Source organism: Pseudoalteromonas distincta (assembly GCF_005877035.1).
GTDB lineage: Bacteria > Pseudomonadota > Gammaproteobacteria > Enterobacterales > Alteromonadaceae > Pseudoalteromonas > Pseudoalteromonas distincta.
Map to the genome: position 1 here is coordinate 783,082 of NZ_CP040558.1, position 24,978 is coordinate 808,059.

A 24,978-nucleotide genomic window follows, 5' to 3' on the forward strand; every position below is an offset into this window, starting at 1 on the left:
TTAAGAAAAGAAGAATAAGGGCAAGTTTAATGAAAACGTTAAAAAATTTACTCATCATAAGTTTATTATGTTTACTACCCGCGACTACCGCGTACGCACAATTATCAGAAGTAACTAAGCAAATGCCTCAAGCTGAGGCAATTAGTATAAATAATGCTGATACAGAGATGCTTGCTAAGTTACCAGGTATAGGTAAGAAAAAAGCGCAGGCAATTGTGGATTATCGTGAAGAAAATGGCGAATTTAAAAGCGTTAGTGATTTATCGCAAGTTAAAGGGATTGGCAAAAAACTTTTAGCTAAATTAGAGGGGAAACTTTCACTTTAATATTTCTAAATAGTAATCAGGGTGCTAGGTGCCCTGATTAAATTCTTTTAGTGCATCGCTTAAGTGCTTTTTAGCAAAGTTAATTTCAATAGGTGTAGTTAATAGTGGATAGCACAATCCGCCAAGTATCAAAAATGGTATTAATATCCAACCTTTAAATACAGTGAATATTAAAAATAGTGGGCTAAGTAATAGCAACTTTATAATACGCAATAGAACTTTATCAGTTGGCGATAGCTTACTTAATGCAAGCGCAATTACGTCTTGACGCTGGCGTACTTTTAAATGCTTAAGCTGGGCTAATTGGCTTGAAAAAAATGTAAACATATCAAATCGACTTTTTAATTAATAAACGGGCAATAATTATAATAAATAGCGTTAGTGAGAAAATCCCAAATATCACTTCCATCCAAGCAGGCATGCTCATGCCAACAAACTGCCAATCTATATTTCCACAATCCCCGGTAGCTTGAAAAAAGCTAGGTATCCATTCATGTAGTGGCATAAATGATGGGAAATTTGGTTCAAACTCGCAGCTAAATGCAAAAGGGTCTGTGGTGGTTTGCATATCAATATGTTCGCGAGCAATTAAGTATCCCCAAACACTCGATATCCCCCAAATAACATACGCTATCATACGCACAGTTTTACTTTGTGGTTTACTCGAGCCTACAATCCCTGCGCCTAACAAACCCAATACTGCTGTGCGTTGATATATACACATTATGCAAGGCGCTAACCCCATTTTGTATTGAAAGAAAAGAGCGGTAACTTCAAGCAAAAAAACGATAGCTGTAAATAAAAGCCACGGGGTTCGTTGGGTAGGTAATTGTGCAAGCCAGTTCATAAAAATTCCGCGTTTTAATAGGACGTTAGATTATGACGTAGGATAAAGTATGCAGCAACAAAAAGGAAAAAAAAGCTACCGAAGTCGCTTTTTATAAGATGAAATTAATGACTACTCAATTCAGCCTTAGCAAAGGTTAAATGACGTTCTATTATTTCCCCATCGATACATAAGCTCAGTTATATTGCTTACTTATACCAAGGTGATGCATCATATAAAGAATTTTTTATGGTTGCACTTTTTTGTACTTTTTCTTATGGCAAGTGCGGGATAAGTTAATTAAGCTCGGGCGCTGCGTAAATAAAAATATCTCCATAATAACAATGTACCTACAATGAATATTACTCTAGATATTCATGCATTGTAGCTAAATTAGAGAAACCCAAATTTAATTATTTATTAATTTTAAATTTCTACCCATTTGCTTTATTAATATATATTACTTTACTTGTTAGTTGTGCTTCGTCTGGTACAATCAGTCAGTTATTCGTGTAAAACGATGAGTGTTGATTAATTCGAGTGGGAACTGGATGAGAATTTTTAAAGCGAAAAGCCCAGCAGGATTTGCTGAAGAATATATAGTTGAGTCCATTTGGAACGGCGATTTCCCTCCAGGTTCAATTTTACCTGCCGAGCGAGAACTTTCAGAGTTAATTGGTGTTACAAGAACAACCTTGAGAGAAGTATTACAGCGTTTAGCACGTGATGGTTGGCTAACAATTCAGCATGGTAAACCTACAAAAGTAAATAACTTTTGGGAAACGTCTGGCTTAAACATTCTTGAAACATTAGCGCGCTTAGATGAAGACAAGATGCCAGAGCTGACAGATCAGCTTTTATCTGCACGTACTAATATTAGTGCTATTTATACACGTGCTGCAATTAAGTTAAATCCTGAACGCGTAATTGAAATTTTATCACAAAGCCATGAGCTAGAAGACACCGCTCAAGCATTTGCTGACTATGATTATAAAGTGCATCACGAATTAGCCGTTGCGGGTAATAACCGTATTTATGTATTAATACTTAATGGTTTTAGAGGCTTTTATTCAAAGATTGGTTGTCATTACTTCTCTGATGCCGGAACTCGTGAACTTGCTCGTCAGTTTTATAAAGATTTAACCATTTTGGCAGAAAATAAAGAGCATGATGGTGCTATTTCTATGATGCGTAAATATGGTCATCAAACGGGTGAGATTTGGCAAAAAATCCGTGGTGATATGCCCTCAGATATAATGGACTAAGTCTAAGCGAGAAACCTGCATTTGCAGGTTTTTTTATATCTGTAAAATTTAGCGTCACCGTATATGAAATTCTAAAAAGTTTAATGTATAAACCACTTCGATATTTTTAAAATTTCTACTTAGTTACAACGCAACTTACCCTTTAAAATAGACCTATTATTTAAGCAGATTAGTGCAAGTTGCAAGTGTTCGTTATTTTCGATTGCTCACATCGTTAAATGCGATTGTTCTTTTGTGGTGAATAACTTTAGAATGCCAATTAATTATATGTATGCGCTATTGGTTTTTAATTTTTAGCGCCCATATAAGTACCAGCATTGCGAAAGCAATTGAAAACAAACTCAAAATATTTGGAGAATAAAATGGGTGTATTAGTAGGCCGCCAGGCACCAGACTTTACCGCTGCAGCTGTTCTTGGTAACGGTGAAATTGTAGATAGCTATAACCTTCATGAAACAATTAAAGGTAAAAAAGCAGTTATCTTCTTTTACCCACTAGATTTCACGTTTGTATGTCCTTCTGAACTTATTGCATTTGATAAGCGTTTTGAAGAGTTTCAAAAGCGTGGCGTAGAAGTAATTGGTGTTTCTATCGATTCACAATTCTCACATAACGCATGGCGTAACACTGCTGTTGCAGACGGCGGTATTGGTAAAGTTCAATACGCACTAGTTGCAGACGTTAAACACGAAATTTGTAAAGCATACGACGTTGAGCATCCAGAAGCGGGTGTTGCGTTCCGTGGTTCTTTCTTAATTGATGAAGAAGGTAACGTACGCCATCAAGTAGTGAACGATTTACCACTAGGTCGTAACATCGACGAAATGCTTCGCATGGTTGACGCGCTAGCGTTCCACACTGAGCACGGTGAAGTATGTCCTGCTGGTTGGACTGAAGGTAAAAAAGGTATGGACGCAAGCCCTGAAGGCGTTGCTAAGTTCTTATCAGAAAACGAAGGCGAGCTATAATTTAGCCCTTAGTTTTAAATAAAAAAACCGCCAATTGGCGGTTTTTTATTTGTAGCGTTAGCTCACTTTAAAATAAGCTCGCAAAGTTAAAACGAGAAGCTAACTTTAGTGTAAAAGTATCGGCCTCTAGGGTTGTGTACACCTGAAGCATAACCGTATAGATCAGCGTCGCCATCACCAATTGCAAATGGTGGCTCTTCATCAAATAAGTTATTTACACCTAACGATACTTTAGTTGAGTCAGTAACACGATAAGATGTTTGTAAATCTACCAATGTTTGCGAATCAATCATACGTGATGTATTGCTATCAAAGTCTAAATTACCGTCAAAATCAATATCTGGGGTATCTTCAAACTCACCTACATAACTGATGTTTACGTTTGTATTAAACTCGCCAATTTCCCAGTTTGTAGAGAAAATCCAGCGGTGCTCTGGATAGCCATACTCACCGGTGTAATCGCGGCCATCTTTTTCAAATTTATCTTGGTATGCCCATTCTAAATTAAATTTCAATAAACCTAAGTCATCAAGTGAGTGATTGTAGTTAGCTGAAACATCAACCCCAGATACTTCTTGCGAAGAAACGTTTTCAAATGTGCTGTAAATTTTTTGAATTGTTCCTAAGCTATCGCCACCTGTAGGTGTTAAGCGCACACATACAGTACTATCTTGGTTATTACACTCAGAGTTATAAATTGGACCAAACTCTTGCTCATCAATTTTGTTATCTTGAGTGATGCTCCACACATCGACACTCAAACCAAACTCAGCAGAAGGCGCCCAAATAAAGCCGACATTCCATGATTCTGATTCTTCAGCTTCAAGGTCAGGGTTACCAGCAAATTCAATGTTGTAATCAAGTGCATCACAATCAAGGCCCGTTGCTTCACATCGGTATGTATCTACAAAGAATTGGCTTTCTTGAGATGGACCTAAACCAACTTGTGCCAAAGAAGGCGCTCTAAAGCCTTGTGCCCAAGAGCCACGCACTGTGATTTCATCAGTAGGCGCCCAGCGAAGAGCTACTTTAGGGTTTGTTGTTGTACCGAAGTCACTGTAGTCATCGTAACGGCCAGCAAGTTGTAGCTCTAAATTATCAGCAAGAGGGATAGAAAACTCGACATAGGCAGCGTATTGTTCACGATCTGCAGATGCAGATACAGACTCTGTGCCAAATATTAAACCACGTTGAAATTGATCATCAGGAATGTCATTAACGTCTTCTTCACGGTACTCAATACCTGCAGCCATCATTACTACATCATCGCCAAAACTAAATGCTTCGCCTGTAATGTTTGCATCAAAGGAAGTCATGTGAGACTCACCACGACGCACTAAACTTGTTGTAATACGATCAATTACAGCAGGGTCGTTGTTTGTGCCACCAAATGGATTGTAGTTTCCTGCATCAATTTCTTGTTGTAAGAAATCAGTACGCACCCAACCTTGTGTTCTATCACCTGTTTGCAGAGATTTACTTCGGCCTTTTTGTACAGCGGTTTCCCAGCTCCAGTCATTAAACTCACCTCTAAGCCCTGCAACAAAGCGAAGAGTATCTGATTCAATATCCCATTGGCGTGCGCCAGCATCAACTGTACGGTAACGACCAATTTGAATGTCTTCACCAAATGGATTGTTAGGGTGGCTAGCTGGGACAGTTAAGCCTGCATCTTCATCAAGTGGAGTAGGGGCTCCGGCTGCAACAGACGTATTGTGCTGTACTGCCATTTCTAAAAAGCCCGTAATGCCATTATCAAAGTTATATTCAAATTGAGAAATAGCACCCACGCGTTCAGACGCTGGTGCGATATAACCGTAAGGGCCGTAATCAAATAAACAACTGCCGCTTGAAGTTGCATTTTCAGCAGGACAAGCCGGATCAATTGTTTTAACACCGTCTACATAAAAATATCCAGGGAAGCCACGAGATGAGCGAAAATCTTCACCACCATAAGGTGATTGATTTGCTGTACCTAAGCTGCCCATTTCATCAGAAGAAAGAGATGTATTTTTGAAGTAATCGATAATAACTGACGCGCTACTTTTCTCGCTAGTAGTACCCCATACTAAACTTGCTGTTGTTTCTTCATAATTGGGACCATCAGTACCACCGTAGCCCAAATTAACTTCAACACCGTCAATGTCTTTTTTCAAGATAACGTTTACAACACCCGCCACTGCGTCTGAGCCGTAGATAGCTGAAGCACCATCTTTTAGTATATCGATTCGCTCAATGGCAGAAACTGGGATACTGTTAATATCTACAAATGAGTTTGTGATACCTTCGGCAAATGCACTAATAGAGACACGACGGCCATTGATGAGTACCAGCGTAGCATCAGCACCTAAGCCACGTAAACTAACAGCAGCAGAACCATTTGCAGTTGAATCTTGGTTGTTACCACGTGTTGAGAAAGTACCGCTACCCGCGACAGGCATTCTTTCGAGGAGTTGTTGTAGGTTGTCATAACCCATGTTCTCAATATCAGCTCTTGCGATTGATTGAACCGGAGAAGGTCCTTCGATATCTGAACGTTTGATTCGTGAGCCAGTTACTTCAATGCGCTCTACTTTTTTAGCTTCTTCAGCAGCGTAAGTTGTTGTTGTAAAACCTGCTGAAAGTGCGATTGTAGCACCTGCAATTAAGCTAGGTGTAAATGCAATTGATTGCTTCATCCTTAAGTCCTTGTTGATATGTTATAAATTTAGTTGCTCTATACCAATCCTTTTTAAATTGTTAAATAAATCCCATATTTAAGCGGATTGATATAACAAGCGACGACATTAATATCATGTAACTTAAGTGTTAGCAATTAGACTGAAATGTGATTTTAGTATGGTTTTTTGTATGTTTTTGGATGATTTTAAAGCAGATGTTATGCGCTGAAGGAGGTTGAAATAGGCGCACATGCTTTATTTTGGAAATAACAAATACAGCCTAAATGCGAGTAATAATTAAATTAATTAATTCACAATAAAATTGTAATAAATTATTTACATGTATATTCTGAATGAATAGTAATCTTATTGTATATTAATAAAACAAATAATAGTTGGCTTTTTAATAAAAAAAACGCCTAACTTGTTAGTTAGGCGCTGTACTTATACTTTGTGTTTCATTAAACGTTCTTTTTCGCGAGACCAATCTTTATTTTTCCCGTCGTCACGTTTATCGTGCAACTTTTTACCTTTTGCTAGATGAAATTCAAGTTTCACCCAACATTTTTTCCAGTACATAGCTGTAGCTATTAATGAATAGCCATCTCGCTCTGTTGCACCGAGTAGACGGTCAAGTTCGCGTCTGCTTAATAGTAACTTACGATAACGCAACGGATCGCAAATTACATGGGTTGATGCACTATTAAGTGGCTGGATTTGCGCGCCAAGCAAGAATGCTTCGCCATTTTTAAGATGAATATAAGTTTCGGTGATGTTTACCTTACCTGCTCGGATACTTTTTACTTCCCAGCCTTGTAGTTCAACACCTGCTTCAAACTTATCGTGTAAAAAATACTCATGTCGCGCTTTTTTGTTTAGCGCGATGGTATTACTTGTCGATTTTGATGAATTTTTCTTAGCCATAGTGCCCTATAATATACGTAATGTGAGATGTTTTACATCGATTTTTTTAATAATGCTTTTAAAAATTAAGCTTTAACTTAAGCAGCATGAAAATTTGGGGAAACGCGCAAAGCTTGCTAAAATTCGCCCACACAGTTGGGAGTGAGTATGCCACAAATAGAAAAAAGTGCGCTGGTTATGTACAGCACTAAAGAGATGTTTGATCTAGTTAATGATGTAGAAGCTTATTCGCAGTTTTTACCAAATTGCTCAGACTCAAAAATTGTTTCACAGCATGATAATAACATGACCGCGAGTTTAGAAATATCTAAGGCGGGTATAAAAAAGTGGTTTACCACCGAAAACACCTTTGTTGATGAGCAAACAGTGTTGCTAAGCCTTGTTGATGGACCATTTAAGACGTTAAAAGGGCGCTGGCATTTTCAAGAGCTTGACGCCAAAGCATGTAAAGTTCATTTGCACCTAGAGTTTGAATTTTCAAGTAAGTTAATAGAGCTTGCCTTTGGAAAGATTTTTAATGATGTAGCAAAAAATATGGTGAGTGCATTTACTCAACGTGCAAAACAGGTTTATGGAGCGAGAGCATGATTAATGTTGAGGTGGTATTTGCGTTGCCGACCACGGCCACGTGTTTATCAATTGAAGTGCCACTAGGGACTACAGTCGAGCAAGCTGTTATTCAGTCAGGTATTATACAAAAGTGCCCTGAGATAGATGCTACATCGCTAACGTTAGGTGTGTGGAATCGAACTGTAAAAGCTAACTATGAATTAAAAGACGGTGACCGTATAGAAATATATCGCCCATTAATTGCAGACCCTAAAGATGCGCGTAGAAAGCGTGCAGAAAAAGCTAAAGAAGAGGGGCGTGCAAATAAAATAACGGGTGGCCGCCCACTCGAAAAGTAACGCAAATCGGTATAAACGTGGAAAAATTTAACGGATTAAATCACACGCTAACGTTGTTTAAAATGGTAAAAGCTTTTAAATAAACCAATAAAAAAGGTGAGCCATGCTCACCTTTTTTTACCACTTGAGAAATTTATTGCTCGAGCGGTGTAGTAAAGTTTTCAGGTTGGTCATAATCACCTGAGATTGAAACTAACTTTTCATTTTCAAAGTTAATTACTAACTCTTTATTTTGCTCGTTTTTACGGCCCTTATTAAAGCTGTAAATATAACGCCAAGTATTGTTATCAAAGGCGTCCTCAGCAATAGGTCTGCCTAATACGTAAACAACTTGCTCTCGAGTCATATTTACACGAAGTTTTTCAACATCCGATTGCTCTAAAAAATTGCCTTGGGGGATGTTAATTCGGTATACCCAGCTAGAGCAACCTGCTGCTGAGCTAAGTGTTAAAGCAACGATAAGCCAAAGAGAAAAAGTTTTTAACGACTGCATTGTTAGTTGTGATCCTTATTTTTTATAATCTGCATGATACCGATTAGTCACTGAAGGTAAAACCCTTTTAAGCAATTGTTTTATGTTAAGGGCGTTAAGGTAATGTTTTGACCATTAATAATGAAAAAAGTTTACAGCACATCGAAACGAATATTTTAAAAACGGAGTCTACTTGGTTTTTATACATAGTTGAGACACGATTTGGTCATTGGTACACAGGGATCACGACTAATGTTGAAAAACGCTTTGCAACTCATCAAGCCGGCAAAGGGGCCAAAAACCTTAGAGGGAAAGGGCCGCTTTTACTTATCCATCAACAACAAGTTGGTAATAAAAGTGAAGCAAGTAAACTTGAGTATCAATTAAAAAAGCTTTCTAGAGCCAAAAAAGAAGCATACGTTTTAGCATTTAATACCGGCGACACTAAAATCATTTAGTTAATTTACTTAGATTAAACCGTATTCGCTGTGGGCAAAAGCTAGCTTTTAATATAGCTTTTGCTCACAAAGGAAATATAGCAGTTATAGCTGCTTAGCGATGTTTTTCAAAGGTAGCGACAAGTGCATCGAGTGTTTGAGCGCTGTTTGCCAAGTCACGAATAGCTTGCTCTGTATTGATTTGCTCGCTCATTGCTTTATCGCTAATTTCACTTATTTGCTCTATGTTACGACCTACATCAGCAACCACATTACTTTGCTGCTCAGTTGCAGTTGCAATAAGCGTAGCCATATCGTTTATTTGATTAGCTGTTTCGGCTATCGCATCGAGTAATTCTACTGAGCTTTGCATGGCTCCAACGCTTTGCTGCGCTTTATCTTTTGATTGGCTAATATCGTTAACTACATCATCAGATATTCTTGTAAGCTCTTCAATCATAGACTGAATTTCGGTGGTTGATTGCGATGTACGGTTTGCCAGAGCGCGTACTTCATCAGCAACAACAGCAAAGCCTCGACCGTGCTCACCTGCGCGAGCAGATTCAATTGCCGCGTTTAAAGCAAGTAGATTAGTCTGATCCGATATCCCTCTAATTGAATCCACAATACTTGCTATATCAACCGTTTTTTTAGAAAGCAAAGTAACTTGCTCTGTTATGCCATCAATATCGCTAGCTAGGGCTGATATAGTTGCCTGGCTTTGTAATACTTGTTTGTGGCTTTGAATGGTGTTCTCACGGCTGTTATCGGTTAACTTAGCTGTATTCGCTGCGCTTTGTGCTATTTCTTGCACTGTAGCACCCATTTCGTTGATAGCTGCTGCGACAGATATTGTTTGCTCTTTTTGATTATCAATTGCTTGCGAGTTTCGTTTTGCCTGTTCAAATACATGATCAGAACTTTGGCGAATATCGTGGCTTTCACTGGCAACTTGAGTAATAGCTGTTTCTATTTTATTTATAAACTGGTTAAAGCCATTACTTAGATTGTTGAGCTCTGGTTGGCTTGATTCTGGTAAGCGGTACGCTAAGTTTGCATCGCCAGAACCTAAGCGTGAAAATAACTCAGCCATTTTAGAAAGTGGAGATGAAAGAGAGCGAGCAAGTAAGTAACTAATCAAGCTAGCAACTAACGCGGTGATTACTGTAAAAGTAAATATTTGCCATTGTAGGGTGTTTACACTTGCGAATACTTCACTTTTTGGTACTTGAGCTACAACATATAAGTCAGTGTTTTTAATTGGGGTTGCAGCTATAAGAGTAGGTTCGCCATTTAAGTTAATTTCTTCTAGTGCAAAGCCATTACTATTAAATAGTTGGTTGTGGATATTTGCAGTATATAAATCGTCAATATTTGCTTTTGCTACTTTATTGGCATCTTTATGAAGTTGAATTAATCCATTTTTATCTGCAATAAATACAAAACCTGTCTGCTCAATTTTAAATTGCTGTAATAGCTTTTGCATATCAGTGATGCTTTTTGCAAGACCTGCTAAACCAGTACCATTAGCCTGCTGATGATTTACAAACATTTTCACATCATTGGCTGACTCTTGATAAATACTGATAGAATAAGGTTGTTTTGATTGCTTAAAAGCAAAGAACCAGCCATCGGCTGCATCATTTTTTAACACACGCAAAAAACCATTTTGGTTCCAATACTGTGCAGTGTCTCTATTTGCCCAAGATGCTGTTGCTAAATCGTATTGCTGGGCAACACGGTTTAATTCTTTTAATAATAAGGTGTCGTCTTGGTTGTTTGATTGAGCCCATTGTAAAACAAATTCGTTTGATGATAGTTGCTGAGCAGCACCAAGTAACTCATTAATTTCACCGCCTATATGATTACTGATTGTTTGCAGTTTACTAGGTAGCTCTGACTCGATCATACGTTGCTCAATTATGTCTTTAGAGCTGTATAAAGAGGTCAAGCCAATCAGTGTCGCTACGCATATAGCAATAACACTGCCTAAAGCTGTGATTTTTTGAGTAATAGAAAGGTTTTGTATCGTCATGATATTAATTAATTTTACAACTGAGTAGAGGACTATACTAGCACATTATTTATTTAGAGCTAGATATTGCCTACTGTGAAATGAATAGAAGGTAGCGTGTTATGGTTAAAGTTTTATGAATATGCATAAAAAAGCCCATAAGCAAAGCATATGGGCTTGGTTTCTAACAAGCGAAACATTTATCGTTTAGGGTTAAACAATCTTTTTCATTGCTGACATGTAGCCACGTAATTTAGCACCTACTTTTTCAACTGGGTGTTCACGAAGGGCGGCGTTAATTTGAATTAATGTTTGGTTATCAACTTGGTTACTGTGCTCGCCAAGGCCTTTACCAATAACATCTGTATCAATTTTTTTCATAAAATCTGCAAGTAATGGTAAACATGCATGGTTATATAGGTAACATCCATACTCTGCAGTGTCAGAAATTGTACGGTTCATTTCAAAAAGCTTTTTGCGTGCAATAGTATTAGCAATTAATGGCGTTTCATGTAAAGACTCGTAGTAAGCTGACTCTTCAATAATACCGGCTGCTGTCATGGTTTCAAAAGCAAGTTCAACACCTGCTTTTACCATTGCTACCATTAAAATACCGTTATCAAAAAATTCCTGTTCTGAGATTTCTACATCGCCAGCAGGGGTCTTTTCAAAGTTAGTCTCTGCTGTTTCAGCGCGCCATTTAAGTAAGTTTACGTCATCGTTATTCCAGTCTTCCATCATAGTGCGTGAGAAAGTGCCGTCGATGATGTCATCTTGATGCTTATTATAAAGCGGGCGCATAATTAGTTTTAGCTCTTCGCTTAGTTCGAACGCTTTTACTTTTGCAGGGTTTGAAAGGCGGTCAAGCATGTTTGTAACGCCGCCGTACTTAAGTGCCTCGGTAATTACTTCCCAGCCGTATTGAATTAGCTTTGATGCATAACCCGCATCAACGCCTTTTTCTATCATTTTATCAAAACATAAAATAGAGCCAGTTTGTAACATGCCACATAAAATGGTTTGCTCGCCCATTAGGTCTGACTTAACTTCAGCAATAAATGATGATTTAAGTACACCAGCACGGTGTCCGCCAGTCCCTGCTGCATACGCTTTAGCTTGTGCTAAACCATGACCTTGAGGGTCATTTTCTGGGTGAACAGCAATTAGAGTTGGTACACCAAAACCGCGTTTGTATTCTTCACGTACTTCAGAACCAGGACACTTAGGCGCAACCATGATTACAGTAATGTCTTCACGTACTTGCATGCCTTCTTCAACAATATTAAAGCCATGAGAGTAGGCAAGTGTAGAGCCTTTTTTCATAAGCGGCATAATTGCACTTACTACAGCAGTATGTTGCTTATCTGGTGTTAAATTAAGTACTACATCAGCTGTGGGGATTAGTTCTTCGTAAGTGCCAACAGTAAAGCCGTTTTCAGATGCGTTCAAAAATGATTGGCGACGCTCAGAAATAGCTGATGCGCGTAATGTGTAAGAAACATCTAAACCAGAGTCACGTAAGTTTAAGCCTTGGTTTAAACCTTGTGCGCCACAGCCTACAATAACTAGTTTTTTACCTTTAAGTGCATCAACGCCATCGGCAAATTCGCCTGCGTCCATAAATTCACATTGCGCTAATTGCGCTAATTGCTCGCGTAAAGGTAAGGTATTGAAATAATTCGCCATTGTTAGTGTCCTATAAAGTCATGTTTGTTAGATGCGCAATGTTTACTGCGCTTACAAACACCATATGTAAAATCGTTGCTTGCGTAAAATGATATATTTGAATTAAAGTGTTTCATAATATGAAATACAGGGGGTTGGATGGAACATAAGCACTTAAACTACTTTTTAGCGTTGGCTAAAACACTTCACTTTGGGCGCGCAAGTGAGCTTTGCCACATAAGCGCACCCACTTTGAGCCGAAATATAAAACACTTGGAAGAAGAAGTTGGAGTGGCATTGTTTATCCGCGATAACCGAAGCGTTAAATTAACGCGTGAGGGGGAGTCCTTTATTGATTACGCAACGGCAACGCTTGCTAATTGGCAACGTTTTAAAACGAATGTAAAAGACCCACAACAGCATATTTACGGCAAAGTAAGTATTTATTGTTCTGTAACTGCATCTTATAGTTTTTTACATCAAATATTAGAACAACTTCGTGCGCAGCATCAGTACATAGAAATAACATTAAATACCGGTGACCCAGCACTTGCTATAAATCGTGTCCTAGATGGCCACGAATTAATGGCAATTGCAGCTAAGCCTAATAAATTACCGTCGCAAATTGCCTTTGTTGATATTGGGCACTCACCACTTTTATTAATTGGCCCAAAAATTCAATGTCCGATCACACAAAAGCTTACACAAAATAGTGATGGTATTAATTGGTCTGATTTAGAGTTTATTGTCCCAGAACAAGGTTTTTCTCGCCAAAGGTTAGAGCACTGGTGGCGCAAAAATAATATTCACGGAAAAATCTACGCCCAAGTTGCAGGACATGAAGCAATGGTATCTATGGTGAGCTTAGGGCTAGGCGTCGCAATGGTCCCTAAAATAGTGCTAGATAACAGCCCGCTGCAAGATAAGGTACAAATCCTAACACCAAAAATGCAAGCACCTGAAGGGTTTGATATCGGTTTGGCGGTATTAAGAAAAGAGTTAAATGACCCTGCAATCAGTGCGTTGTGGAATATAGCGCAAACTTTAGAAGCAAAAGCAATTTAATATGCACACAGAGCAAGCAAATTAGTTAAATAGTATTAATATAGGTTGCGTATGAGTTTACTATTACTTAACATTGAGTGCTAATAATAAAAACAATGACGCTTGAGAGTTTATTTATGAACCACGCCGTATCACTTGCTCATTCTGCTCAATGCCTTAAAAAGGCGATTCCTTTGATGGTAAAATACCGCATGCCGGTTACGCCTATCAACTATGCAATTTGGTACTGTTACATTCAAGGGAGTAATCCTTCATTAAATGCTGAATTAGACCATGTTATTGCTGAGCAACAAACATGCTCACAAGACAAAGCAAAAGAAATTTTTGATAAGCATTTAACGCAAGACGATCTGGCTTTTTTTCAAGAAATGACTGAAAAGTTCCATACAACCATGGAGCAAGTCCAGCAAGATATAAGCACCACGCTTGAGCATTCCAAAAGCTTTACAACAAGTTTAGTTGATTCACAAAATGAATTAAATATGCTTGCTGATGTAAATTCTTATAATGAAATATTAGGTTGTGTAGAGCGCTTAACCGACGATTCTATTGCTATGCAGGATTATGCTAGAGAATTTCAAACTAAGTTAGCTGTTGCTTACAACGAAATAAAAGATTTAAAAGAAGCACTTAATATTTCAAAAGAAGCAGCGGATACCGACACGCTTACGGGGTTTTATAACCGAGGTAAGTTTGATTCAGATATCGTAAAATTTTGTTTTGAATACTCAGAGAAAGCACAGGAAGATTCTCTTGCCGTACTAATTATGTTTGATATTGATCACTTTAAACGTTTTAACGATGACTTTGGTCATCAAAAGGGTGACGAAGTATTGAGGTTAGTTGCCAAAAAAGTGAGAGAAAATACAACTGAAACAGCAAATATATATAGATACGGTGGCGAAGAGTTTTGTATAACAGCTTATTTTGACACTATTAACGATATAATAGCGTTTGCCGATTGTATACGTTTAGCTATTGCGAAATTAGCGATTCGTAAAAAGCATGATGTAACAGCTAAACGTGCTATTTCTGCAAGTTTTGGTTTAGCTATTTTACGTCCATTTACTAATAGCTCAGTTTTAGTTGAGCGTGCAGATAGAGCCTTATATATCGCAAAAACACATGGCCGAAACCGAATAGAAATAGCCCCTGATATTTAATAAGCATCAGATGCATGATTTATTACGGCTAAAGCCGCTATTAACTTTGGTAACCTAGTAGGCTGTAAGGTTAATAAAATAAAGTTGTTAGAGTTGGCTTCCTGCGGATTTTATTTGAATTAAAGCATTTGCCAGGTTATTCCTCTTTTCCAAAGTTTCTCAAAGTACTACTAGCTTAGCCAACGCACATAACTAATTTGAAGGATTTGTCACTTCAAAAATATAAAAGTTAACATTTGTGTATACAAATTGTGAATAATTGTAACCAGCTAGAGCTAGTTTAAAAAGACCTTGCTAGTATGGGGAACTTACTTAATTTAATTCTTTGATGTACGCTGATGCGGTATTCCTTCTCCTTATTAACAGCTCTATGTTTTAGCACTTTGTTTGCTTGCCTTTCGGTGCAAGCAACACAGGCAAGCAAGCATGCTGACGATTATACAGAGCAAGATATAACAACCGATCGTCTGCATTTGAGTTTAAGCGTTGGGGCTGGAGTTATAACCAACCCTTTGCATGGTGGAGATAATATTCCGCTTGTGCTTATTCCACAAATTGCGTTTTATGCAGAGCAATGGTTTTTTGATAATGGCCGCCTTGGCTATTCATTTTCACAATCCTCAAAGCATCACTTTAATCTAGTTAGTGAACTCAACTCTGAATCTCGCTTTTTTATAGACTGGCACCCTAAAAATGTATTTGCATTGCAAAGTAGTGCACTTAATAATCAGTTTGTACTGCAAAATGAAGCCTCGTCCTCTCGCTACGCTGATATTGATAATTTGCATAAACGGCAAATTGCCTTGGATGCGGGTATTGCATATCACTATGTAAATGAGGACCATGTTTTTTCAGTTCAGGCTCTGCATGATATAACCGATGTTTATCGAGGTGTACGCGGTGCATTGCAGTGGCAATATCATACTGTGCTAGGAAAGCTTAAAATAAAGCCAACACTTGGAATAAACTATAAATCTGCGGAACTAAATAGCTATTTTTATGGACTTAATGAGGGTGAAACTCAATTTGGCAAAATAGACGTTGGTAGTAGTTGGCAACCTTATGCTAAAATCGACGCCCGTTGGCCACTGAGTAAGGCTGACTCTCTTCGTTTTCATGTAGCATATTACGACTATTCGGCTATGGATGGCAGTCCGCTCTTTGAACGTACTTATTCAATGACTGCATTTATAGGATTCGATCGTACTTTTTAATATGAAGTATTCAATATTAGTTGTGTTTATTACCACTTTTTTTAGTGGTTTTAGTGTGGCACAAACCCCTGTTTTTAGTGTTTCTCCTAAAGTCTGCGTGGTTTCCGAACAGCAGGATTTTTGCGATCTTGATTTACAGTTTAAATGGCTATTAAACACCTATAGTGATGTCTGTTTGTATCAACAAGAACAACTACTTCAATGCTGGCAGCAGCAGCGTTCTGGGCAATTTAATTATAAAGCGCGTGTTCAGGTGGAGACCATATACTCCTTAATCAATCCTCATACGGGTGTGTTAATAGCAAAAACACAGGTTGAAGTACAAAGCGCCCATGCTAAAAAAAATAGGCGTAGGCTTCGCTCTCCGTGGAGCTTTTTTTAATTTAGGAGCAACTAATGCCAAAAATTTTACTTGTTGAAGATGATCTAGGTTTACAACAGCTAACAAAAGATTACCTTGAACATAATGGCCTTGAAGTCGAAGTGTTAGAGCGTGGTGACGAAGTGTTTAATTACCTAGAAAACAATACACCCGATTTAATGATTCTAGACGTTATGCTGCCAGGTAAAGATGGCTTTAGCGTTTGCCGCCAAGTAAGAGATAAATTTACTCTACCAATTTTAATGTTGACTGCTAAAGGTGAGGACTTCGACCAAGTGCTCGGTTTAGAACTTGGTGCTGATGATTATGTAATAAAACCAGCAGAGCCGCGTGTATTACTAGCGCGGATCAATGCATTACTACGACGTGGGCAACCAATAGTAAAGTCTAGTGAAGAACTGCAGTTTGGTGATTTAGTCATCGATAAAACAAGCCGTATTGTAAAACTAAGTGATTCAGAGATTGTATTAACTTCGCACGAGTTTGAACTACTATGGCTACTAGCATCAAATGCGGGTGAAGTACTAAGCAGAGAGCATGTGCACCAACATATGATTGGCCGCCAATACGACGGACTTGATAGAACTGTGGATGTACGTGTATCTCGAATTCGTAAAAAATTAGGCGATAATAGTGATAAGCCGTATCGTATAAAAACTGTATGGGGACAAGGCTATTTATTTGTTTCTGATGCGTGGGATCTCTAGAACTATTTAAGGTTAATCGGCTGTAATGGGAAAACTGTTTACCAGCTTATACTTATATATCATTGTTTCATTATTTGTTGTAAGTGGTGTTATTGAGCAGCTGTGGCCCTATGAAGAGTCACAGCAGCAGGTCTTCTTAGACGATGAGTTTGGGCAATCACTCTGGTTGCTTTCACAAACCCCAAATGGTCTTAAAAAGCTAAAGCATAACTTTGAAAGTAAAGTGATTGAACGACGTGATTTAATACTCCCTCAAAAACAACAATCGCAGCTAAATCAAAACCACTACTTATATTTGTATGATAAGCAACAACGCATTGTTTGGTATGTAGATCTCGGTAATGATTCATTACTTCAAGTAGGACCGGTAGGTGTATTAACGCAGCAATCATCTTCTGTTTGGCCGTATTTATTACTACTTATTATTGTAGGTATACCAGTTGGGCTGTGGAGCTTTTTACTATGGCGTGACTTTGCAAAGCTACGTAAAGCGTGTGAAGCGGTAGAGGGTTTGCAAGACTTTCAACTAAATGACTCTTCTAAGTCTTTCTTTTTACCTATAACTGATACACTAAAAGTAATGCAGCAACGTATTGAGTTTTTGCTTAGTGCACAGCAAGAGCTTACCTCATCCGTATCACATGAATTTAGAACGCCATTAGCACGTTTAAAATTTGCAATTGTAATGTTACAAGAGCAAATGCTTGATGAAAAAGGCGAAAAATACCTAACCAATATGCAAACAGATATTAGTGAGCTTGAGTCACTAGTCTCTGAAATGCTTGAATACGCGCGATTAGACTCTCAACAACCAAGTTTACAGCCAATAAACTGCGATTTAGCTGGGCTGGTAAAAACCACTGTTGAAAAGCTAAATTTTGAAGCTAGAACAACGCTCTCTATAAACCTCCCTGAGCATTTAAATTACTACTGTGATAGCCACTTTATGGCGCGAGTATTTCAAAATTTAATTGGCAATGCGCTCAAATACACTCATCAACAAGTCAAAATTTCATTGCTACAAGAGGCAACTCACATCGTATTGATTGTTGAAGATGATGGTGAAGGAATTGACCCCGTTGAGCGAGAAAACGTATTTAAGCCTTTTACTCGATTAGATAAAAGTAGAGGCAAGGACACTGGTGGCTTTGGTTTAGGGCTTGCTATAGTTGCTAAAATTGTGTCGTGGCACCAAGGAGAGTGTAAAGCAGAAAGCTCAAGCTTAGGTGGTGCTAAATTTATTGTATATTTACCTCTCAAACTTAAGACATAAAAAAAGCGCCTAAGGCGCTTTTTTTGCGGTTAAAAACCAAAATCAACAAGTAGCAATATAATAGACCGCAAGTATTTAAAAAAGTTCTCAATTATTTTTTATTTTTTTCAAGTAATGGCATTAACATTTGCTCAAGGCCATTTAGTTTAACCTCATACATCATCGCTAGTTGGCTACCAAGTTTTGAGTCAGGAAATCCCTGCTGTTTGAACCACACCAAATAAGGTTCTGGTAGTAGTAATAAAGGGCGCCCAGCATATTTCCCAAAAGGCATCGTTGTATTTACAGCTATTTTTAATTGTTTTGGATCCATAAGAGTTACTTAGGTTTTAAAGTCTGCGTAAGTGTAAGGGATTTTAGAAATATAAAATAGGCTGTGACGGGCAAGAAACAGCCTATTTTGCGAGAGAGTAGGCCCTCTGTTTTAATAATTTTTTGTTGATTAATATAAACCTAGTTGAACTTTAATTAGCTGGGATCTAATTAAGTTATTATTAGAACATGGGTTTTTATTTAACCAACATGGATAGTCTACCTGTTTTTTATGGTCGTGGTGAAATGGCTTGTAAAGGAATGTAAATAGAATTGCTTTTCATTTAAAAACTAATAACAAAGCCTTAATGATTTTAAGGCTTTGTTATTTATAGACGTTATAAAAAGTGATTATTCGTTAAATAGCTCTTGTTTAACGTGCTCAGCAAAACCACTACCTGCCTCTAAGTAAAAGTTATAAGTAGAATGAACACCCATTTCTTCTAGCTCTTTTTGTTGATCAGGGTAGTTTGCAATAGCTGTTACTTGGCCTTTATAACCTGAGGCTTGTAGTTGCTCTAGCGCAAAAATATTTTGCATATGCTTTGGCATTGCAAGCATGACCATTTCTACTTGCGAATGATTTACTCGTTGCCAAAAGTCAGGATCTGTTGCATCAGCAATTAATACGTTGCGGCCTCTGTTAACGTGTTTATCTACCACTTCAGGTTTTATATCTATGCCTGCAACAACATTTGGGTGAGTCGCGTTGATTGTTTCATAAGCACCAGTACCAATACGTCCCATACCAAAAATGACTATTTTAGTATCGTTTAGGTTAACGGGTAGCTCTTCAGCTAAACGAGTTTTGCTTTCAAACTTTAATAGCCAGTGCTCTATTTTTACGTATAGCTCATTTGAGCGCTTATTTAACGGCGAGGCAATTACAAAGGTAATAGAAACAGCAATTGCCATTACGGCCAGCCACTCTGAAGTGATCATGCCTGTGCTAGCCGCTACTGCACATACAATTAACCCAAATTCACTGTAGTTAGATAAACTAAAGGCGGTAAGTAATGATGTACGCGCGCGTAGTTTGAATATATTTGTGAACACGTAATAAAGCGCTATTTTAATAGGTAAAACTAAAACAAGTATAATGGCGACGATTAATGAGCTAGTGGTTAGCTCTGCGCTCAAGCCAATACTTAAGAAAAAACCGACTAATAATATGTCTTTTAAATTAAGCAGAGATTTTGATAGTTCTCCTGCTTTTTTATGTGGTGCAAACATCATCCCAATTATGAGTGCGCCTAGGTCGCCTTTTAATCCTGCAAATTCAAATGCATGATAACCAGCAACTAAAGCAAAGAAAAAACCAAATAGTGGTAATAGTTCACCATGTTTAGAGCGATTTAATACGCCATACATGACAGGTCGTAATAAAGGCAGAGCAATTATTAATGCAATTGCCCATACATTTGGAATTTTACCTGTACTAATCGCTAAAAAGATAACAGCAAAGATATCTTGCATGACTAGTATACCAATGGCTATTTTACCGTGTAGGCTTGCCATTTCTCCGCGCTCTTCAAGCACTTTTACTGCAAAGACAGTACTTGAAAAGCTAAGCGCAAACCCAACTAATAAAGCACTTTGCCAACTTAAATCAATAAACAGTGGAATAGCGAAAACACCAAGCAATAACATAAAGCCACTAAAAAGCGCGCTGCTAAAAATAATATGCAATGTTGCAGGCGCCCACACTTGGGGTTTAATTAAACTGTTTACCTTTAGCTTTAAACCAATACTAAAAAGAAGAAGGGTTACGCCAAGTGCTGCTATTGTATCGAGCAACTCTGTACTTTTATAACCCGATAAGTTTAAAGCAAAACCTGCTAATAAAAATCCAATAAGAGGAGGCAGCTTTAACTGATAAACAGCAAAACCACACACAAACGCGGCGGCAAAATAGATTAGTTCCATAATTCTTAATATCACTTCATTTGGGGTTGCAGTGTAACGAAAAATTTATACCATTGAAAATAAAAATAGACCTAAAAATGAACGCGTCTAATCAAATACTTGCCTAGCTGTGTATAAAAAATGCGCATCAAACATATATTTAATCGTAAATAGTATGTAAATAACATTTTTTCACTGACATTGGCTTTTAAATATGGTTAAGATGCGATAACGAAGAAGTTTAAGCATGAGCAAATAATAGAACCGCTCAGCTTAAGGAGAAATATATGTTTAAAAAGATTTTAGCGTCGGTAGGTATTGGTGCTGCAAAAGTAGATACTGTTTTAGAGACTGAACACCTTCAACCTGGTCAGCTTTTTAATGCACAAATAGTCATTACCGCAGGTGATGTTAGCCAAGATATTGCAGGCTTAGATTTATTACTTATGACCCGTGTTAAAGTGGCAGGTGATGATGGCGATTTTTTTACCAATCATGTGATTGACCAATGGCGAATTACAGATATAGGTACAATTGAGCCGGGCGAAGTTAAAAGTATCCCTTTTGAAGCACGTCTTCATTCTGAAACACCTATTACAGAAATTAATGCAGGTTACAATCAATCTCATGTGTGGCTTGAAACAGGTTTAGATATTGATTTAGCACTTGATCCGAGCGATAAAGACCATTTACATATTTACCCTAATGAAGCTGTTAAAACGTGCATGCAGGCGATGGAAAAGCTAGGTTTTAGCTTAATGAAGGCTGATGTAGAAAAAGGCCATTTGCGCGCTTCAACATTTCAATCGTTATCGGGCTGTTATCAGGAACTTGAATATAAACCAAATAGCCGTAGTTTATTTGGCATTCAAGAGATTGAGTTGTCATTTGTACCAGAGGCACATAAAACACATGTGCTTATAGAGCTAGACAGGGCTTTTAGAGGCGATGGTTATGTAGATTTGACAATAGAGCATGACCACGTGAATTTATCGCAGTTGTGCGACCAACTAGAGCGCTTATTTGCTTAATATAAACTAACAAGTGAATATTTTTATTAAACCCGGCCTAGGCTGGGTTTATTGTTTATAGGATTTAAAATGCAATTTAAATGTGAACCGTTTAAAGCTTTAGATGCGCATACTCTTTTTACTATTATGCGAGGACGTGTAGACGTATTTGTTGTAGAGCAGGCGTGTCCTTACCCTGAACTTGATGATGTAGATATTGATTTAAATACACAGCATTTATATACACTAGACAATGGGCGGCTACACACTTATGCGCGATGCTATGAAAAAAATGAGCAATACAGCGCAATAGGACGCGTGCTGGTAAGTAAAAGCGCGCGTGGCAAAGGCGACGCCACTTTACTTGTAAGTAAAGCTATAGAGTGCTGTAAAGAGCGGTGGCCTGAACGAGATATTTATATTGGCGCACAAACCTACTTACTTGATTTTTACCGCTCCTTTGGCTTTGAAGATTACAAAAGTGAATATCTAGAAGACGGTATACCTCATCAAGATATGATTTTAAAACTCACTCAATAAATCCAATTTAAGCAGCTATAAAAAAGCCCACTACTGTGGGCTATTTTATTTAAAACTATTTTAAGGCTAAGGTATCATTTAGCTCAATAGTGAATGTAAAAACACCATGCCAATAGCAAGTGGACATACAAACTTAGTATACCAAGGCCATATCTTCCAAAACAATGTATTGTGAACCTCTGGGTTACCCTCTTGAATTGCTTTTAGTAATGAGCCTCTATACCAAATCCAGCCTACAAATATACAACACATAAGGCCAAGTAAAGGCTGAGCTACTTTTGTAGTGAGAGTGATTACTAAACCAAATAAGCTGCTAAGGTTACACACAATTGTAATGCTAACGATAGCAATTAAAGCTCCAATTAACCACGTTGCTTGAACGCGTTTCATTCCAAAGCGCTCTACGGTGTATGATACTGGCGCCTCTAACATTGAAATAGATGATGTTAAAGCGGCAATACTCATTAACGCAAAAAATGAAAAACCCACAAATAAGCCAACTTCGCCCATTCCATCAAATAAAGCGGGGAGTACCTGAAACACTAATGTATCTTCAGAGAGTAGCTTACCCGTTGTGGCCGAGAATATTTCAACGCCTTGAGCTTGTGCTACGTACATAGCCGGAATAATCAGTAAACCTGCAACAAAGGCTATAAATACATCAATAAGGGTTACATAGGCACCTAAAGAAACGAGGTTTTCTTTTTTACTAATGTACGAGCCGTAAATAATCATTACGCTAGTGCCAAGCGATAAAGAGAAGAAAGCTTGCCCTAGTGCACTTACTAATAGTTTTGCGTCAAAAATAGATGAAAAGTCAGGAACTAAGTAGGCTTTTAAGCCTTCCATAGCACCATCTTGCGTCATTACGTAGGCAATAAGTGCAAATAAAATGCCTAAAAGTGCAGGCATTAAACGCTTAGACCACTTCTCAATACCGTTTTCAACGCCTCTACTTATAATAGCGACAGTTAGTACGATAAAGATCATAGTAAATATAATATTTCGAGTAAGTGATTGCTCGCTTAACCATGTAGATGCTGTGTTGGCACCAACTAAAGTGGCTATGGGTTCAGCTGTGGCGCTGAGCATCCAACCGGCAACAATGGCGTAAAAGCTTAGTATAAAGCCAGCGCATAAAATACCGCCAAAACCAACAGCAAAGGCAAAGTGTTTTTGCCATGGCTTATTAGATATTTTTTGAAGTGATGACACTGCGTTTGCTTGGCCATGACGTCCAATCATAAGTTCAGCCATTAAAGCGGGGTAGGCTAAAAAGAACGCAAGGACTAAATATGCGACTAAAAATGCAGCACCGCCATTACTTGCTGTTTGTGTAGGGAATCCCCAAATATTGCCCAAACCAACGGCAGAACCCGCGGCGGCCATAATAAAACCAAAGCGAGAGCTAAACTCGCCTCTAACTGCGCTCATATTATTGTACTTCTCTATTGTGTGACGGCGGTGACAATCTACTGGAAATGTAAAAAAATAAAAAGTGCTTATTTGCTGATCTAGCACAAATTAATAAGTAAAGTGTATGTTATAACCATCGATTTTAATTGTTGTTATTAAGTCGTTTAAAATAACGAGTTGATTTTGTTTAATAATTGTTAATTACAGTCTGTAACTATTGCTTTACGGATTATGGTGCTGTGCAATAGTGAGAGTAAAGCACGCACCACCTAACTGGGTGCTTTTACTTACTTTAACGCTGCCATGATGCCAATCAGCTACTTTGGTAACAATGGCTAAGCCAAGGCCATAACTCTTATCGGCTCTATTACGGTGAGCTTCCTCTCTAAAAAATGGGCTAAATACATTACTAAAGTTCTCTTGTGCGATACCAGGGCCGTCATCTTCTACCGTTATTATAAGCTGTTGCTCGTGTAACTTTGCACTGAGGTAAATATGTTGGTTTGCAAAATCACATGCATTAGTTAATAAGTTAGTAATTGCACGAGCCAGCCAGTGAAGATCTGCATTTATTATTTTATCTGTACTATTGAGTTGTACGTTGAGCATTTGCATTTCAAGTTTTGGTGCAAGTTGAACTAAAATATCTTCAAGGTAGGATTTAATATTGGTTGATGAATAGGTTAGTTTATTCGCGTTTTGCTCTAATGTAGCAAAGGCTAAATAGCTACTAAGCATCGATTCCATATGATCTAAATCGTTCTCCATACGAGTTAAATACTGTTTTACTTTTTGCTCATCATGGCTATCTAATGCCGCATCTAAACCAAATCGCAGGCACGCGATAGGGGTGCGTATGTCGTGAGACAAGCTTGAGGCCATTAGTTTGTTTTCGGCGACAAGTTTCTCTATTTGGCTAGCCATGCGGTTAAAAGTAAGTTCTACATCTTTTATATAGGTAAAGTGCGATACCTTTATTCGGGCTTGAACATTACCAGAGGCAAACTTTTTAGCGGCTTCATTTAAGACAGTTAGCCGTTTAGCTAAGGGCGCGATAATAAACCCCATAAATACACATAGGCCTGCGTAAAATAGTAGAGTTAATATAATGTCGTTATGCTGCTCGCTATCAAAAATTTTATCTAAACGCATTGATAAGTGAAAAGGATTTAAAACGTCGCTACTATAAAGCATATAAAAGCCTTGCTGATCCTCTAAAATCAGCCCACCTGGCGTGTGCATTTGTAATAATAAAGAAGGTGGTAAAGCGAGTGACTCATTTGGCTTGTAGTCAATTAAAACATCAAACTCTCGGGCTAGTTGTTTTACATAATCGCTGCGCTCAGATGTAGGTATGTTAGCTAACTGCTTATTAAAACCCATGATCATTTTACTTTGCTGACTAAATTCATCTTGTGGGGTATGCGCTTGTTGACTAAAAGCATCAATAAGCCAGCCCAATACCACAATAGATAAAAGTGCACTGCCTAGAAGCGATATATAAAACTTTTTCATTTATTTATTCA

25 protein-coding genes are annotated in these 24,978 nt (G+C 38.0%); 14 read left to right on the forward strand and 11 right to left on the reverse strand.

Annotated elements, in window-relative coordinates; all coding sequences use genetic code 11:
- The first annotated feature begins 29 nt into the window (after positions 1–29).
- A complete protein-coding gene (locus FFU37_RS03420) occupies positions 30–326 on the forward strand; it encodes a ComEA family DNA-binding protein (protein ID WP_039484552.1) in 297 nt (98 codons plus the stop codon).
- 24 nt (positions 327–350) lie between these two features.
- On the opposite strand, the gene FFU37_RS03425 is transcribed toward FFU37_RS03420, so the two are convergent.
- Entirely contained in the window at positions 351–653 is a 303-nt protein-coding gene (locus FFU37_RS03425) for a DUF6170 family protein (RefSeq protein ID WP_138488721.1), read from the reverse strand.
- Between the two features lies 1 nt (position 654).
- Positions 655–1,173, reverse strand: a complete 519-nt coding sequence (gene dsbB, locus FFU37_RS03430; RefSeq protein ID WP_138488722.1) for a disulfide bond formation protein DsbB — start codon at positions 1,171–1,173, stop codon at positions 655–657.
- A 530-nt stretch (positions 1,174–1,703) separates the two neighbouring features.
- Between dsbB and fadR the strand changes: the two genes are divergently transcribed.
- Both fadR and FFU37_RS03440 read left to right on the forward strand, forming a co-directional pair.
- Positions 1,704–2,417 carry a fatty acid metabolism transcriptional regulator FadR gene (fadR, locus tag FFU37_RS03435; protein WP_004335692.1) on the forward strand — a complete coding sequence of 238 codons (714 nt, stop codon included), beginning with the start codon at positions 1,704–1,706 and terminating at the stop codon, positions 2,415–2,417.
- Between the two features lie 362 nt (positions 2,418–2,779).
- Positions 2,780–3,385, forward strand: coding sequence for a peroxiredoxin (locus FFU37_RS03440; protein ID WP_007378637.1), 606 nt, complete (start codon positions 2,780–2,782; stop codon positions 3,383–3,385).
- 86 nt (positions 3,386–3,471) lie between these two features.
- On the opposite strand, the gene FFU37_RS03445 is transcribed toward FFU37_RS03440, so the two are convergent.
- A complete protein-coding gene (locus tag FFU37_RS03445; protein WP_138488723.1) occupies positions 3,472–6,063 on the reverse strand; it encodes a TonB-dependent receptor in 2,592 nt (863 codons plus the stop codon).
- A gap of 426 nt (positions 6,064–6,489) precedes the next feature.
- Positions 6,490–6,969 (reverse strand): SsrA-binding protein SmpB, encoded by a 480-nt coding sequence (gene smpB / locus FFU37_RS03450; RefSeq protein WP_004335699.1) that lies wholly within the window; start codon positions 6,967–6,969, stop codon positions 6,490–6,492.
- A gap of 147 nt (positions 6,970–7,116) precedes the next feature.
- Between smpB and FFU37_RS03455 the strand changes: the two genes are divergently transcribed.
- Positions 7,117–7,557 carry a type II toxin-antitoxin system RatA family toxin gene (locus FFU37_RS03455; protein WP_138488724.1) on the forward strand — a complete coding sequence of 147 codons (441 nt, stop codon included), beginning with the start codon at positions 7,117–7,119 and terminating at the stop codon, positions 7,555–7,557.
- Positions 7,554–7,877, forward strand: a complete 324-nt coding sequence (locus FFU37_RS03460; RefSeq protein WP_138488725.1) for an RnfH family protein — start codon at positions 7,554–7,556, stop codon at positions 7,875–7,877. The genes FFU37_RS03455 and FFU37_RS03460 overlap by 4 nt, the downstream gene beginning before the upstream one ends.
- 133 nt (positions 7,878–8,010) lie before the next feature.
- Here the strand turns inward: FFU37_RS03460 and FFU37_RS03465 are convergent, their stop codons facing one another.
- Positions 8,011–8,370 carry an outer membrane protein assembly factor BamE gene (locus FFU37_RS03465; protein WP_004335706.1) on the reverse strand — a complete coding sequence of 120 codons (360 nt, stop codon included), beginning with the start codon at positions 8,368–8,370 and terminating at the stop codon, positions 8,011–8,013.
- 107 nt (positions 8,371–8,477) lie between these two features.
- Between FFU37_RS03465 and FFU37_RS03470 the strand changes: the two genes are divergently transcribed.
- Positions 8,478–8,807 carry a GIY-YIG nuclease family protein gene (locus FFU37_RS03470; protein ID WP_004335709.1) on the forward strand — a complete coding sequence of 110 codons (330 nt, stop codon included), beginning with the start codon at positions 8,478–8,480 and terminating at the stop codon, positions 8,805–8,807.
- A gap of 94 nt (positions 8,808–8,901) precedes the next feature.
- Here FFU37_RS03470 and FFU37_RS03475 read toward each other — a convergent pair whose 3' ends face one another.
- Positions 8,902–10,821, reverse strand: a complete 1,920-nt coding sequence (locus tag FFU37_RS03475) for a methyl-accepting chemotaxis protein (protein ID WP_138488726.1) — start codon at positions 10,819–10,821, stop codon at positions 8,902–8,904.
- A gap of 192 nt (positions 10,822–11,013) precedes the next feature.
- The gene (gene ilvC / locus FFU37_RS03480; protein WP_004335714.1) at positions 11,014–12,486 is read right to left on the reverse strand and encodes a ketol-acid reductoisomerase; all 1,473 of its coding nucleotides are present in this window, start codon (positions 12,484–12,486) and stop codon (positions 11,014–11,016) included.
- Positions 12,487–12,624: 138 nt separating this feature from the next.
- Here ilvC and ilvY point away from each other — a divergent pair, with 138 nt between their 5' ends.
- The 6 genes from ilvY (at position 12,625) to FFU37_RS03510 (ending at position 18,269) form a co-directional block, all read left to right on the forward strand.
- Positions 12,625–13,530 (forward strand): HTH-type transcriptional activator IlvY, encoded by a 906-nt coding sequence (gene ilvY, locus FFU37_RS03485; protein WP_004335717.1) that lies wholly within the window; start codon positions 12,625–12,627, stop codon positions 13,528–13,530.
- Between the two features lie 116 nt (positions 13,531–13,646).
- On the forward strand, positions 13,647–14,693 hold the full coding sequence (locus tag FFU37_RS03490) for a GGDEF domain-containing protein (protein ID WP_175413886.1): 1,047 nt from the start codon (positions 13,647–13,649) through the stop codon (positions 14,691–14,693).
- Positions 14,694–15,094: 401 nt separating this feature from the next.
- The gene (locus tag FFU37_RS03495; protein WP_138488727.1) at positions 15,095–15,907 is read left to right on the forward strand and encodes a MipA/OmpV family protein; all 813 of its coding nucleotides are present in this window, start codon (positions 15,095–15,097) and stop codon (positions 15,905–15,907) included.
- 1 nt (position 15,908) lies between these two features.
- Entirely contained in the window at positions 15,909–16,289 is a 381-nt protein-coding gene (locus tag FFU37_RS03500; RefSeq protein WP_024594944.1) for a DUF3019 domain-containing protein, read from the forward strand.
- 14 nt (positions 16,290–16,303) lie between these two features.
- Positions 16,304–16,996, forward strand: coding sequence for a response regulator (locus tag FFU37_RS03505; RefSeq protein WP_024589922.1), 693 nt, complete (start codon positions 16,304–16,306; stop codon positions 16,994–16,996).
- A gap of 25 nt (positions 16,997–17,021) precedes the next feature.
- Positions 17,022–18,269 (forward strand): ATP-binding protein, encoded by a 1,248-nt coding sequence (locus FFU37_RS03510; RefSeq protein ID WP_138488728.1) that lies wholly within the window; start codon positions 17,022–17,024, stop codon positions 18,267–18,269.
- A gap of 91 nt (positions 18,270–18,360) precedes the next feature.
- Here FFU37_RS03510 and FFU37_RS03515 read toward each other — a convergent pair whose 3' ends face one another.
- Entirely contained in the window at positions 18,361–18,582 is a 222-nt protein-coding gene (locus FFU37_RS03515; RefSeq protein WP_024606183.1) for a DUF3820 family protein, read from the reverse strand.
- A gap of 350 nt (positions 18,583–18,932) precedes the next feature.
- Positions 18,933–20,507, reverse strand: a complete 1,575-nt coding sequence (locus FFU37_RS03520) for a cation:proton antiporter domain-containing protein (RefSeq protein WP_004335737.1) — start codon at positions 20,505–20,507, stop codon at positions 18,933–18,935.
- Positions 20,508–20,773: 266 nt separating this feature from the next.
- Between FFU37_RS03520 and FFU37_RS03525 the strand changes: the two genes are divergently transcribed.
- Positions 20,774–21,517 (forward strand): sporulation protein, encoded by a 744-nt coding sequence (locus FFU37_RS03525; protein WP_138488729.1) that lies wholly within the window; start codon positions 20,774–20,776, stop codon positions 21,515–21,517.
- 69 nt (positions 21,518–21,586) lie between these two features.
- Positions 21,587–22,036 (forward strand): GNAT family N-acetyltransferase, encoded by a 450-nt coding sequence (locus FFU37_RS03530; RefSeq protein ID WP_138488730.1) that lies wholly within the window; start codon positions 21,587–21,589, stop codon positions 22,034–22,036.
- A 78-nt stretch (positions 22,037–22,114) separates the two neighbouring features.
- Here the strand turns inward: FFU37_RS03530 and FFU37_RS03535 are convergent, their stop codons facing one another.
- Positions 22,115–23,470, reverse strand: coding sequence for a sodium-dependent transporter (locus tag FFU37_RS03535; protein ID WP_138488731.1), 1,356 nt, complete (start codon positions 23,468–23,470; stop codon positions 22,115–22,117).
- Between the two features lie 204 nt (positions 23,471–23,674).
- On the reverse strand, positions 23,675–24,967 hold the full coding sequence (locus FFU37_RS03540; RefSeq protein WP_138488732.1) for a sensor histidine kinase: 1,293 nt from the start codon (positions 24,965–24,967) through the stop codon (positions 23,675–23,677).
- Positions 24,968–24,978 lie beyond the last annotated feature (11 nt).